Source organism: Nonomuraea sp. H19 (assembly GCF_052068215.1).
Classification (GTDB): Bacteria; Actinomycetota; Actinomycetes; order Streptosporangiales; family Streptosporangiaceae; genus Nonomuraea.
The window spans coordinates 452,863-465,982 of the sequence record NZ_JBQHCV010000004.1; the positions used below are offsets into that span (position 1 = coordinate 452,863).

Annotated in this window: 10 protein-coding genes; 8 read left to right on the top strand and 2 right to left on the bottom strand. The window is 70.2% G+C overall.

The features are described 5' to 3' along the window. The first annotated feature begins 212 nt into the window (after positions 1-212). Genes ACTMTI_RS11490 through ACTMTI_RS11525 form a run of 8 tightly spaced genes read left to right on the top strand, consistent with a single transcriptional unit; the run spans position 213 to position 10,249 of the window. Entirely contained in the window at positions 213-1,601 is a 1,389-nt protein-coding gene (locus ACTMTI_RS11490) for an extracellular solute-binding protein (protein ID WP_441120234.1), read from the top strand. Then, positions 1,576-2,508 carry a carbohydrate ABC transporter permease gene (locus ACTMTI_RS11495; protein ID WP_441120235.1) on the top strand — a complete coding sequence of 311 codons (933 nt, stop codon included), beginning with the start codon at positions 1,576-1,578 and terminating at the stop codon, positions 2,506-2,508. Before ACTMTI_RS11490 ends, ACTMTI_RS11495 begins: the two co-directional genes overlap by 26 nt. Then, positions 2,505-3,323, top strand: coding sequence for a carbohydrate ABC transporter permease (locus ACTMTI_RS11500; RefSeq protein WP_441120236.1), 819 nt, complete (start codon positions 2,505-2,507; stop codon positions 3,321-3,323). The genes ACTMTI_RS11495 and ACTMTI_RS11500 overlap by 4 nt, the downstream gene beginning before the upstream one ends. After that, the gene (locus ACTMTI_RS11505; protein ID WP_441120237.1) at positions 3,324-4,388 is read left to right on the top strand and encodes an ABC transporter ATP-binding protein; all 1,065 of its coding nucleotides are present in this window, start codon (positions 3,324-3,326) and stop codon (positions 4,386-4,388) included. After that, positions 4,385-5,563: a CehA/McbA family metallohydrolase gene (locus ACTMTI_RS11510; RefSeq protein WP_441120238.1), complete on the top strand. Its 1,179-nt coding sequence runs from the start codon at positions 4,385-4,387 to the stop codon at positions 5,561-5,563. The genes ACTMTI_RS11505 and ACTMTI_RS11510 overlap by 4 nt, the downstream gene beginning before the upstream one ends. Further along, positions 5,554-6,438, top strand: a complete 885-nt coding sequence (locus ACTMTI_RS11515; RefSeq protein ID WP_441120239.1) for a TIM barrel protein — start codon at positions 5,554-5,556, stop codon at positions 6,436-6,438. Before ACTMTI_RS11510 ends, ACTMTI_RS11515 begins: the two co-directional genes overlap by 10 nt. Continuing rightward, positions 6,435-7,514 (top strand): Gfo/Idh/MocA family protein, encoded by a 1,080-nt coding sequence (locus ACTMTI_RS11520; RefSeq protein WP_441120240.1) that lies wholly within the window; start codon positions 6,435-6,437, stop codon positions 7,512-7,514. The genes ACTMTI_RS11515 and ACTMTI_RS11520 overlap by 4 nt, the downstream gene beginning before the upstream one ends. After that, positions 7,511-10,249 (top strand): glycoside hydrolase family 38 C-terminal domain-containing protein, encoded by a 2,739-nt coding sequence (locus ACTMTI_RS11525; RefSeq protein WP_441120241.1) that lies wholly within the window; start codon positions 7,511-7,513, stop codon positions 10,247-10,249. Before ACTMTI_RS11520 ends, ACTMTI_RS11525 begins: the two co-directional genes overlap by 4 nt. 34 nt (positions 10,250-10,283) lie before the next feature. Here the strand turns inward: ACTMTI_RS11525 and ACTMTI_RS11530 are convergent, their stop codons facing one another. Both ACTMTI_RS11530 and ACTMTI_RS11535 read right to left on the bottom strand, forming a co-directional pair. Continuing rightward, positions 10,284-11,786 (bottom strand): serine/threonine-protein kinase, encoded by a 1,503-nt coding sequence (locus ACTMTI_RS11530; protein WP_441120242.1) that lies wholly within the window; start codon positions 11,784-11,786, stop codon positions 10,284-10,286. Then, on the bottom strand, positions 11,776-13,095 hold the full coding sequence (locus ACTMTI_RS11535; protein WP_441120243.1) for a DUF4407 domain-containing protein: 1,320 nt from the start codon (positions 13,093-13,095) through the stop codon (positions 11,776-11,778). The genes ACTMTI_RS11530 and ACTMTI_RS11535 overlap by 11 nt, the downstream gene beginning before the upstream one ends. Between the last annotated feature and the right edge of the window lie 25 nt (positions 13,096-13,120).

Consider the following 13,120-nt stretch of genomic DNA (forward strand, 5'->3'; position numbering starts at 1 on the left):
TCCGGATGTCCACTATGTCACCTGGTGTGTCGGAATCGAAACTCCGGCTCCTCACAACGCCTGTTGTCCGACTGTTAGCAGCGCGCAGAGTTGGGCAAAAACCCAGCATCTAGGCATCTTCCTCCAAAACGGTCAAGGCTTTACGTCATATGAATGTCATGACATATTGGCCCATGGCTAGCGTCCTTTTCGGGCATGTCGGAGGGGTTTGCATGGCATTGCGGAAACGGTCGATAGGTGTCGCCACGGTCCTGACCGCGGTGGGATTAGGACTCGCCGCCTGCGGCCAGTCGTCGGGCGGCGGCGGAGACACCATTGAGCTGACCATCGCCCAGAACGCCATCGCGGGCGGCAAGAACGCCGCGGCGGCGAACTTCGTGGCCAACTGGGTGATTCCCAAGTTCGAGGCGGCCCAGAAGGCGAAGGGCAAGGACGTCACGGTCAAGTTCGTCCCCAGTGGCGTCGACGACGAACAGTACAAGACCAAGCTCTCCCTCGACCTCAAGTCAGGCAAGGGCGCGGACGTGATCGACATCGACGGCATCTGGGCCGGGGAGTTCGCCGAGGCCGGCTACATCAAGCCGCTGGCGGACGTGGTCGGCGCCGAGGCCGGCAACTGGGACGGCTGGTCCCAGATCCCCGAGTCCGTGCAGGGACTGGCCACGTTCAACGGCAAGAAGTACGCCCTGCCGATCGGCACCGACGGCCGGGTGCTCTACTTCAACAAGACCCTCTTCCAGAAGGCGGGGCTGCCGGCCGACTGGCAGCCGAAGAGCTGGCAGGAGATCCTCGACGCCGGGACCAGGCTGAAGTCCGCGGGCGTGCCGGTGCCGATCCAGATCAACGCCGGCACGGCCATGGGCGAGGCCACCTCCATGCAGGGCGTGCTGCCGCTGCTCGCGGGCGCGGGCGGCGAGGTGCAGAAGGACGCCAAGTGGACCGGCGCCTCGCAGCCGCTGAAGGACGCGCTCGGCCTCTACCAGAAGATCTACGGCGGCGGCCTCGGCGACCCCAAGCTGCAGCAGGAGGCCAAGGGCCGCGACAAGTCGTTCCAGCAGTTCGCCGCGGGCAAGATCGGCATCCTGATGGAAGGCGACTACTTCTGGCGCGGCGTCATCAACCCCAAGGACGGCGTCGCCCCGATGGCCGACCGCGACCAGAGCGTCGGCTACGCGATGATCCCCGCCATGGAGCCCGGCAAGGGCATCCGCGGCCAGGACTTCGTCAGCATGTCCGGCGGTGCCCTGCGCACGGTCAACCCCAACAGCAAGCACCCGAAGGAGGCCTTCGAGCTGCTGGCCTTCACGCTCTCGCCGGAGGCGCTGAAGGAGGAGACCAAGGACGGCAACGTGCGCATCACGCCGCGTACGGACGTCAACAAGGAGATCCTCGCCGGTGAGCCGCTGCTGACGTTCATCTCGGAGAAGGTGTTGCCGCTGACCGCGTACCGGCCGCCGGTCGCGCTCTATCCGCAGGTGTCGGTGGCGCTGCAGGAGACGACCGCCGCGGTCGTCGGCGGCACCGCGCCCGATCAGGCGGCGGCCGGCTACCAGAAGAAACTCGAAGGAATCGTCGGTGGCGCAGGCAATATCGCCTCCTGAGGCCGTCGAGGACGACGCATCCGCCCGCCGCGCCTACAGCTCCGACGCGGCGGGCCTGGGCCGGCTCCGCGCCGGGGTCTTCGTGGCCCCCGCGCTGCTGCTCATCGCGGCCTTCCTCGTCTTCCCCGCGCTCTGGGTGCTCTACCTGGGGCTGACCAACTACCGGCTGACCGGGCTCGCGGCGGCGGAGCCGCAGTTCGTCGGGCTGGACAACTTCCTCGGCGCGGTCTCCAACCCCGCGTTCTGGAACTCCACCTGGCTGACCGTGCAGTTCGTGCTGGGCTCGGCCGTCATCGGCCAGGTAGGGCTCGGGTTCACCATCGCCTGGCTGCTGCGCGACCGGCGCGGGCCGCTCAAGCGGCTGGTCGAGGGCCTGGTCATCCTGGCCTGGATCCTGCCGAGCGCGGTGGTGTCGTTCCTGTGGGTGGCGCTGCTCGACCGCGACGGCGGCACCCTCAACGCGCTGCTCGGCATCCCGGGCACCGCCTGGCTGCTCGACCACCCCATGTTGTCGATCATCATCTTCAACACCTGGCGCGGCACCGCGTTCTCGATGATGTTGTACGGCGCCGCGCTCGGAAATGTGCCGCCCTCGCACCTGGAGAGCGCCCGCCTGGCCGGGGCCTCCGGCTGGCAGCAGCTCAGGGACGTGGTGTTCCCGCACATCAGAGGGCACATCCTGACCAACCTGCTGCTGATCAGCCTGTGGACGTTCAACGACTTCACCCCGTTCATGCTCACGGCGGGCGGTCCCGACGGGAAGTCGGAGATCCTGGCCGTGCACGTGTACAAGGTCGCGTTGCAGAGCGGCGAACTCGGCTACGGCGCCGCGGTCTCCACGATCATCCTGCTGATCAACCTGGTCGTGGCGGTGTTCTACCTGCGGCTGCTCCGGAGTAGGAAATGACGCGCTTCGTCCTGGGCCGGATCGGCTTCGCCACGCTGATCGCGGTGCTGCTGGCGTTCTTCACGATCCCGCTGCTGTGGCTGGCGACCGCGCCGTTCACCTCCGACCCCACGTACGAGGTCGCCATGCCCGACTTCACCTGGGAGAACTTCCAGGCGGTCGTGGAGCACCCGTACGCGCTGCCGTCCCTCTACAACTCGCTGGTGCTGTCGGTGGGCACGGCCGTGCTCGTGGTGCTGCTGGCGGCGCTGGCCGCGTACGCGCTGAGCCGGGTGCGGCTGCCGGGGCGCGACGCCCTGCTGTACGCGTTGCTGCTGCTGTCGTCGATCATCACGGGGACGGCGGCCATGGTGCCGCTGTTCCAGCTGGCCGTGGAGCTCAACCTCATCGACTCGCAGCTCGGCCTGATCCTCATCCTGACCGGCGGGCTGCTGCCGGCGGCGATCTTCATGCTGAAGGACTTCATGGACTCGACGCCGAAGTCCTATGAGGAGTCGGCGCGGGTGTTCGGGGCCTCGCCGCTGCAGATCGTGCGGCACGTGGTCGTCCCCTTGGTACGGCCCGGGCTGGCGACGATCGGCGTCTGGGCCTTGGCCAACGTGTGGGGAAATTTCCTGATGCCGTACCTGTTGCTGAGCGACGTCGAGAAGCAGCCGGCGGCGGTGATCACGTACACGCTGTACACCGAGGGCGGCCAGGCCAACCTGCGGATGCTGTCCACGTTCGGGCTGCTCTACTCGGTCCCCGTGGTGCTCATGTACCTGTTCGTCAGCAAGAAATACGGCTTCCGCTTCCACGGAGGGATCAAGCGTTAAATGGCCGCCATCGAACTACGCGGGCTGACCAAGGTCTATCCCGGCGGCGTGACCGCCCTCGACGCGCTCGACCTGGTCATCCCCGACGGTGAGTTCTTCGCCCTGCTCGGCCCCTCCGGCTGCGGCAAGACCACGCTGCTGCGCACGATCGCCGGGCTGGAGACCGCCACCGGCGGCGCCGTGGTGATCGGCGAACGCGACGTGACCAGGGTGCAGCCGGGCGGCCGGGACGTGGCGATGGTCTTCCAGGACTACGCGCTGTTCCCGCACATGGACGTCACGGACAACATCGCCTACCCGCTGCGGATCAAGAAGGTCGCCAAGTCCGCGCGCCGCGACAAGGCCGCCGAGGTGGGGGCGCGGCTCGGGCTCGACCACCTCATGGACCGCCGGCCCGGGCAGCTGTCCGGCGGGCAGCAGCAGCGGGTGGCGCTGGCGCGGGTGATGGCCACGCAGGCGCAGGCGTTCCTGTTCGACGAGCCGCTGTCCAACCTGGACGCCCGGCTGCGGCTGGAGGCGCGTACGTTCCTGAAGAAGCTCCAGCGCGAGCTCGGCGTCACCACCGTGTTCGTCACCCACGACCAGGCGGAGGCGCTGGCCATGGCCGATCGGATGGCCGTGATGGAGTCGGGGCGGATCCGGCAGATCGGCACTCCGGCCGAGGTGTTCCAGCGGCCGGCCAACACGTTCGTGGCCGGATTCATCGGCTCGACACCCATGAACCTGCTCGACGGCACTGTGCGAGGTGACACGCTGGACGTGGCAGGGTGCAAAGTGGCGGTCCCGGCGGCGGCCGAGGGACGGCTGACCGACGGAGAGAAGATCGTGTACGGCGTACGGCCCGAATACATGTCCTACTCGGCCGAGCCCGCGGACGGCGCGCTGAGCGGGAAGGTGGCCATCGTGGAGAACCTCGGCGCCGCACACCTGGTGACCCTCGACGTCCACGACGTGATCGTGCAGGCCGTGGTGCCCGAGGGCAGCGAGCCGGCCATCGGCGCGGACGGCCACGCGCTGCCCCGGCGCGATCGCGCACTGGTCTACCGGGACGGGGAAGTGGTGTGAGGGGACGCTGGAGTCTCGACGATCGGCTGGAGCGGATCCAGCGCGAGGTGCCGTTCGAGGTGCCCGCGGGCACGGCCGCCGTGACGGTGCGGCTTTCCTATGACAGATCGCAAGGGGTCATCGACCTCGGGTGCGGCGCACCGGACGGGTTCCGGGGCTGGTCGGGCGGGGCACGCGACGAATACACGATCACCCGCGACTGGGCCACCCCCGGCTATCTGCCCGGCGAGCCTGAGGCCGGGACCTGGCACGTGTGGCTGCGGCTGCACCGGATCCCGCCGCAGGGCCTGGACTACACGCTGGACATCTCCACCAGGCCCGTCGCCCCGCCAGAGCCTTTGACGGAGGAGCCGCCGCACGGGGAGCGCCCGCCCCGGCGGGACATTCCCGACGTAGACGGCTTGCGGTGGTTCGCCGGTGACTTCCACGCCCACACCGTGCACAGCGACGGCATCCTGACCATCCCCGAGCTGGCCGAGCTGGCCCACGGGCGGGGCCTGGACTTCCTGGCCGTCACCGACCACAACACCGTCAGCCACCACCCCCGGCTGGCCAAGATCGACCGCGACATCACGCTCCTGCCCGGCCAGGAGGTCACCACCGATCGCGGCCACGCGAACGTGTTCGGCGACGTCGGCTGGGTGGACTTCCGCCGGCCGGCCGACGACTGGGCCGAGCACGCCGCCCGCGAAGGCGGTCTGATCTCCATCAACCACCCGCTCGGCGGCGACTGCGCCTGGCTGCTGCCGATCGACCGCCGCCCCCGGGTCGCCGAGGTCTGGAGCTCCGGCTGGTGGGACCGCCGCTGGGGCGCGCCGCTGGCCTGGGCGGATGCCTGGCGCGACGACGTGATCGCGATCGGCGGCAGCGACTTCCACCGCCCCGGCTCCGACGGCCTGCCCGGCGCGCCCACGACCTGGGTGCTGGCCGAGGATCCGAGCATGGCGCTGGACGGCGTCCGGGCCGGCCGCACCGCCGTCTCCGCCGGGCCCGACGCGCCGCTGCTGATCCGGTTGGGCGACGAACTGCTGGCGCTGGACGCCGGCGGCCTGGTGCTGGTACGCCCCGGCGGCGCGCGGCAGGTGATCCGGGGCGATCGGGTGCTGGTCCCGGCGGACGAGGGACGCCACCGGCTGGAAACTCACGAGAACGAGGTGATGGCGCTGTGCCAGTGAGGAAAGTCGCCAACGCTCCGGTGAGCTTCGGCGTATTCGAGCCCGGCGGCACACCGCCGCTGAGCGCCGGCGAGATGGTCCGCGCGCTCGCCGAAGCCGGCTACGACGGCATCGACCTGGGGCCGATCGGCTACCTCGGCACCGGCGCCGACCTGGTGGAACGGCTCGGCGGCCTGCTGCTCGCCGGCGGCTGGGCCGACCTGCGCTACGCCGACGCCGCGGCGTTCAGGGAGGGGCTGCCCGCGCTGGAGGCCACCCTCGACGTGTTCGCCGCCGTCCCGAAGGCCTCCCCTCCGCCGCGCCCCACGCTGGGCTGCTCGGGCTCGCCGGAGCGGTTCGCCCGCCCCGGCGGGAGCGTTCCGGGACTGACGGCCGCCGAGTGGCCTGGGTACGCCGCCCGCGTGCAGGAAGCGGCCGACCGGTGCCGCGAGCGCGGCTTCGAGCCCGCCTTCCATCACCATCTCGGCACGTACGTGGAGACCTCCGAGGACGTGGAGCGCCTGCTCGAGCTGACCGACGTGCAGCTGTGCCTGGACACCGGGCACCTGCTGCTGGCGGGGGGAGACCCGGTGGCGGCGCTGCGCGCGTGGGCGGACCGCGTCGGGCACGTGCACATCAAGGACGGCGACACCAAGATCCTCTCCCAGGTCCTGGCCGACGGCGCCGACCTGAGAGAGCTCATGGGCCGCGGCGGGTTCGCCCCGCTCGGCGAGGGCGAGCTGGACCTGCCCGCCGTGGTGCGGACGCTCGACGAGATCGGGTACGCGGGCTGGATCGTCATCGAGCAGGACACCCTGCCCGGACGCCGCACCGTCGCCCAGAACATCGCCGACCAGGCGGCCAACCGCCACATGCTGGAGGAGCTGGGACTGTGAAGATCGCTCTTGTCGGGTGTGGCGCCGTCACGCAGGCGGTGTACGTGCCGCTGCTGTCCAAGCGCCGCGACCTGTTCGAGGTGGCCGCCGTCTGCGACCTGTCGGGCACGCTGGCCGACGCCGTAGGCGACCGGCTGGGGGCCGCCGGGCGGTACACCGCGCTGGAGGACATGCTCGCCGCCGGCGGCTTCGACGCCGTCCTCGTGCTGGCCTCCGGCTCCCACGGCGAGTTCGTGCGCCGGTCGCTCGCCGCCGGCTACTCCGTGCTCTGCGAAAAGCCGCTCGCGCTGACCAGGGCCGAGGTGGCGGCGCTGCCCGAGGGGCGGCTGATGGTCGGCTACATGAAGCAGTACGACCCCGCCGTGCGCCGGGCCGAGGAACTGCTGGCCGAGCTGGGCGGTCCGGGCGTCATCAGGTCGGTCGAGGTGACGGTGCTGCATCCGAGCGGGGAGTCGCAGCTGGCGTTCGCGAACCTGACCCAGGCCCGCGACGTGGACGCCGGACTGCTGGCCTCGCTGCGGGCCGCGGAGAGCGAGCTCGTGTCGCGGGCGCTGGGGGAGTCGGCGCCGGAGGCGGTTCGAGGCGTGTACGCGGTGGCATTGGGCTCGATATGCCATGATTTGTCGCTCTTGAGACGCTTTACTGGGTCGCCTGCTGAAATTTCGTACGTGGAAGCCTGGGGCTCCCCGCCCGGCTCCATCGAGATCTCCGGGTCACTCCCCGTCCAGGGCAGATTCGCCATCCGCTGGCACTATCTGGAGGACTACCCCGCCTATCGCGAGACCGTGGCCATCCACCACGACAAGGGCACGCTCGAACTGGTCTTCCCCTCGCCCTACCTGATGAACGCCCCCACGACGCTCACCGTCGTCGCGAATGGCGAGAGCCGGACCGAATGGCGCGATGTGACTGAGGCATTCGAAGTACAGCTGGTCGCCTTCCATGCTTTTGTGAACGATGGCAAGCCGCCGCTCACCGACGTGGGCGGCGCACTGGAGGACATCGTGACGGCCCAGCGGATCGCCGCCCGCTACGCCGTACAACATGATCTGCCCATGGGAGGGGAGGCCGCGTGAGCACGGAGATCGTCGTCGTACCGCACACGCACTGGGACAGGGAGTGGTACGAGCCGTTCCAGCGCTTCCGGCTGCGCCTGGTGGCGCTGCTGGACGAGGTGCTGGACACGATGGAGCGCGAGCCCGGCTACCACTTCACCCTGGACGGGCAGCTCGCCTGCGTGGACGACTATCTCGAGGTGCGGCCGGAGAACCGCGACCGCATCGCCGCGCTGGTCGAGTCCGGGCGGCTGGCGGTGGGGCCGTGGCAGATCCTGCTGGACGAGTTCCTCTGCTCGGGTGAGAACATCATCCGCAACCTGGAGCTCGGCATGGACCGGGCGGACAAGCTCGGCGGGGCGATGCCGGTGGGCTACCTGCCCGACATGTTCGGGCACACGGCGCAGATGCCGCAGATCCTGCGCAAGGCGGGCCTGCTGCACGCCTGCGTCTACCGCGGGGTGCCGTCCTCCGTCACGACCGACGCCTTCGCCTGGGTCGCGCCCGACGGGACCGCCCTGCGTACCCAGTACCTGCCGGTCGGCGGGTACGGCAACGGGGCGCACCTGTTCTCCGACCCTCACGGGCTGAAGGAGCGGGCGACCGCGTTCGTCGAGACCATGCGTGAGTGGCACGGGCCCGAGGGGTCGCTGCTGGCGATGTACGGCACGGACCACTCCGCGCCGGTGCGCGGGCTGCCGGAGATGGTGGCGGCGATCGGCGCCCGCATGGACACTTTGTCCGGATATATCGGGGCGTACTCGGGTGACGTCGAGGGCCTGCCGCGCGTCCACGGCGAACTGCGCTCCCACGCGCGGGCCAACATCCTGCCCGGCGTCATCTCCGTCCGCCCCCACGTCAAGCAGGCCATGGGCCGCGCCGAGCGGATGGTCGAGCGCTACGCCGAGCCGCTGGCCACCCTGTGGGGCGCCGAGTGGCCGGGGCGATTCCTGGACATGGCGTGGTGGCGGCTGGTGGACGCCAGCGGGCACGACTCGGTGACCGGCTGCGGCGTGGACGAGACCGCCCAGCAGGTGGCCGCCCGCATCGCGGAGGCGGAGCACCTCGGGCAGGCGGTACGCGACATGGTGACCGCGCGCCTGGCCGCCACCGTGACGTCCGACGGAGTGCTCGTCGTCAACCCCACGCCGCAGGCACGCAGCGGCATCGTGATCGTGGACCTGGCCGGGACCGACCCGCTCGTGGACCCGTCGGGCGCGCCGGTCCCCGTCCAGCCCCTCGAGTACGCGGCCACGCTGCTGCTCGACGAGGAGATGGACCCCGGTACGGCGCTGACCTTCATTCACGGGACCGAGCTGTACGGGCAGCACATCACCGGCTGGTCGGTCGAGGACGGCGTGCTGACCTTCACGGTGGCCCGCGAGACCTCGGTGCTCTTCGACCCGGCGGAGCTGCGCGGCAGGCTGGCCGGTGTGGCCCGGGTACGCATTGTCGCCGAGCCCAGGCGCACGGTCGCGGCCATGGTCGAGGTCCCGCCGCTGGGTCACACCAGCATCCGGCCCGCGCCGCGCGACCAGGTGTTCTGGCCGCCCGCGCCGTCGGGTTCCATCCCCGGCGCCCAGCACCATCCGGCCTGCTGGCTCGGCTCCGACTCGGCGCCCCTGCCGGTGCGCGGGGACGAGGAGGTGCTGGACAACGGGCTGCTGCGGGTCATGATCGCCGCGGACGGCACGCTGACGCTGATCGGCCAGGACGGCACGACCGTGACCGGCGCGGGCCGCATCGTGGACGGCGGCGACGTCGGCGACACCTACAACCATGCGCCTCCGCTCGACGACCTGCTCGTGTCCGAGCCGGAGTCCGTCGAGGTCGAGCTGGTCTGCTCGGGGCCGCTGGTGGCGGCGGTGGATGTGCGGCGCGCGTACCGGTGGCCCGCGGCGGGCGCGGGGCTCGACGGCGCGCCCGAGGTCCCGGCGCTGTCGCGGACGCCGCGTACCGAGGAGATCGTCGTCACCACCCGGGTGGAACTGCGGGCGGGCGAGCCGTACGTGCGGCTGCACGTCGAGTTCGACAACCGGGGCACCGACCACCGGGTGCGCCTGCACGTGCCGCTGCCTTCCCCGGCTGCGGAGTCGTACGCCGAGGGTCAGTTCGCGGTCGTCACGCGCGGGCTCACCGCGGAGGGCGGCTGCGGCGAGACGCCCCTGCCCACCTTCCCGGCCTCGTCGTGGGTGGCGGCCGGCGGGGTGGCGGCGCTGCTGGAGCACGTGACGGAATACGAGGTGGTGGACGACGAGCTGGCGCTGACGCTGCTGCGGTCGGTCGGCTACCTCTCACGTAATCGCAACGCCTTCCGCCCGGAACCGGCCGGTCCCCAGCTGCCGACCCCGGCGGCGCAGTCGCGAGGGGTGCGGTCGGTGAGCCTGGCGCTGATGCCGTACCAGTCGTCCTGGGGCGAGGTGGTGCCGCAGGCGGAGACCTTCCGGCACGACCTGCTGGTGGTGCCGGGGTCGGGCGATCGCGCGCTGCCGCTCCCGGCACCCGCCGCCGGGCTGTCGGTGACAGGCGACGGGGTGGTGATGACCTCGCTCAGGATGCGTGACGACTGGCGGGAACTGCGTGTGGTGGCCCTGACCCCGAACGACACGGAAGCCGTCATTTCCGGGGACCTCGTGCAAGCCCGGCATGCCGATCTGCGCGGGCGTCCGGGCGAGTCCGTGCAGGTCAGGGATGGCGAAGTGCGGCTGCCTTTGAGGGCTTGGGAGATCGCGACCCTGCAATTTCGTCAGCTGTGAGTAGTTCTGTCCCGACCAGGACCGGGAGTGGTGGCTAGCCCTCTGCGGCGAGCCTCCGCTCAACGTCCTCACGAGTCGCCGACCGCAACAGCGGCAGCAGGCGGTCGCGGCAAGAAGGCGGGCAATGCACGAGTAACCCCGCGATTGTGGCGGGCGGAAGGCGGATCAGCGTCCGGCCGGCCGGGTCCTCCGGCATCGCCGCGACGGCGAGACCGGTCTGCCGGGTGTCGATGGCCGCCATCGCCTCGATGGCGGCCGCGGAATGCCGGTCGTGCATGTGACCGAGCACGCGGCCGCGGTGGTGGGTGTCCATCGCCAGCACCACCCCGGCCACCAGGTTCGGGTCGCGCACCTGGTCCAGCAGCCAGCCCACGCGGCGCGGGAGCAACATTTGCAGGATCTTCGCGCTCTTCGTCGCCTGGCGGCACATTTCCTCCACCGCGGCGGTCGTGAATAGCCGCCACTGCTCGGCGAGGAGTATCGCCGCATCGGCGGCGGGCAGCGTGAGGATCAGCGAGCCCCTTTCCGCGGGGCCGGCGCCGGCGAGCGTCCGGCGCACTCGTTGAGCAGCCACGCCACCACCCGGTTCTGCGCCGTTTCCGGCGGCGGCACCACCGTTTCCTCCTCCGGCATCGCTTCTTCCGGAGGTGCCGCCGCTCATGCCTCCGGCCCCGTTCGCCGAGGACGGCGGAGGCGGTCCGGTGGCAGTGCCGTGCGTCCACTGCGATTCCGTCCCAGGACCGCGCCTGGCGGACTCCTCCAGCCGCTGCGCCAGTTCATCGGTCGTCATCCGGTTGGCCGGGCTCTTGGCCAGCAGTCGGTTGATCGTCGATCTGAGCCTGCCCGCCCGGGTCATGGGGTCGGGGGGGAGGGTGTGGATCGCGAACTTGGTGGCGTCCTCGGTGCTCCTGTGGAACGGCGGACGTCCCTCCAGGGCCGTGTAGAGCGTGGCGCCGAGCGACCACAGATCGGCCGCTTCGCCTACCGGGGTGCCTCGCAGCCGCTCAGGGGCCATGAAGTCGGGGGTGCCGATCACGTTACCGAGCGTGGTGATGCGCTCGTGACCCTCGATGGTGGCGATCCCGAAGTCCACCAGGACGACCCTGCGGGAGGCGGTGATCAAAATGTTGTCCGGCTTCACGTCGCGGTGGAGCACCCCTACCGCATGCGCGGCGGCGAGCGCGTCGAGCGCCTGGGCGCCGATCCACACCACGTCGGGCTCGGACAGCGGTCCCTTCTTGATCAGCGTGCCGAGCATGTCGCCCTGTACGCAGTCCATCACGATCCATGGGCCGTCCGGGGCGTCGAGGACGTCGTGGACTCGCACGATGCCCGGGTGGTCGATCCGGGCCAGCGCCTGCGCCTCCCGTTCTGCCCGCGCCTTCAGCTCGGCCAGGCGACCGACGTCCGCGCGTACCTGCTTGAGCGCCACCACGCGGTCGAGCTTGAGGTCCCGGCCGCGCCAGACCCGTCCCATGCCGCCGCTGCCCAGCCGCGCCTCGATGACGAACCGGCCGGCGACGTGCTCACCAATCATCGTTCAGTCCGGCGTACTCGGTCCGCCGGCCGCCGTCTGTGCCGGCCGGCCGGGAAGCGCGGTTGTCCCGGAGGTTGCGCAGTGCCTCGTCTTCGAAGCTCCGGCCCTCGTGGTGCTCTGCCTGCGGGGGCGAGGACGGCGTACCGGTGTTGCCGAAGACTTCGGTACGCGGTTCGTCCGCGATGTACGGCCGGGTCGCGCCGTCCCGCCAAGCGGTGCTCGGTGGTCGCCTGTCCGCCTCATGGATCTGATCGATGGCCGCGTTGACCTCACGCTTCTCCAACGCGGCCACGATGGTGTCGTAACTGCCAGGTCGCTGCATCAGCTTGACGAGGACCGGCAGGCACTCGATGAGCAGGATGAACAGGAACAGCAGGATTCTCGCCATGGTGAGGGTCGCGTTGTCCTGCGACACCCTGCTGAGCGCCTCCAGTCGCAGCAGCAGGCCGTCGGATCCCTCGATCTCGGCGGCGAAGCCGGCCCTGAGCCGCGCCTGTTGCTCGGTTAGTTTGCCCAGCTCCGTCTGTACGCCGCGCAGGTCCTGCTCCGCCTGGGCCAGCCTGCTCGCTTTACCGGCCTCCTGAGTGTCGCTGAGGCTTGCTCTGCGTTGCTCGATCTGCCGGTCGATGTCGTTCACCCGATCGCGGGCGGACTTGTACGCCTCCTCCGCCGCCTTCGCAAGAGGCCCGGAGCCCTTCTTCGCGCATTTCGGCGGTCCAACGTACAGCTGGCACTGCCATTCCTGGTAGAACGCGTCCCGTTGCTTCACAGCCCGATCGCGCGACTTGCTCAATTCCTGGATCCGGGAGTCAGCCGCAGGATCGAGCGCGCTTTCCCCGCGGGAGGCGATCACAGCTGCCAGGGCAGCCGCGGACTTCTCCAGATCGGCTATGCGCTGACCGGTTCCGCCGCTCTGCTGCGCGCGGGTGAACGCGTCGGCCTTCTCCTGCTGGATGTCAACGATCTCGGCATCGATCTCGGGCTTGAAGATCTGCAGGACCAGCGGGGTGGAGATGACGGCACCCAGCAACAAGGCGAGCAGCACCCGGGGCAGGGCGAGCCAGAGGCGCCGTCCGCCTCGTACCGGCAGAGACGTGACGAGCCACCGGTCCAGGCTCAGAATCGCCACACCCCAAACGACGCCGATGAGGATGGCGAGCGGTGGGAACACCTTGAGCGCCGAGGCGAGCGCGAACGTCATGGAGATGGCGGCGATGCAGGCAGTGGTCAGGATGGCGCCACCCAGGCCGTGAAACCTGGCCCGCTCCCCTTTGCACTTGTCCAGCACGTCGGAACGGGCACCCGACAAGACGATCAACCATCTACCTACCACG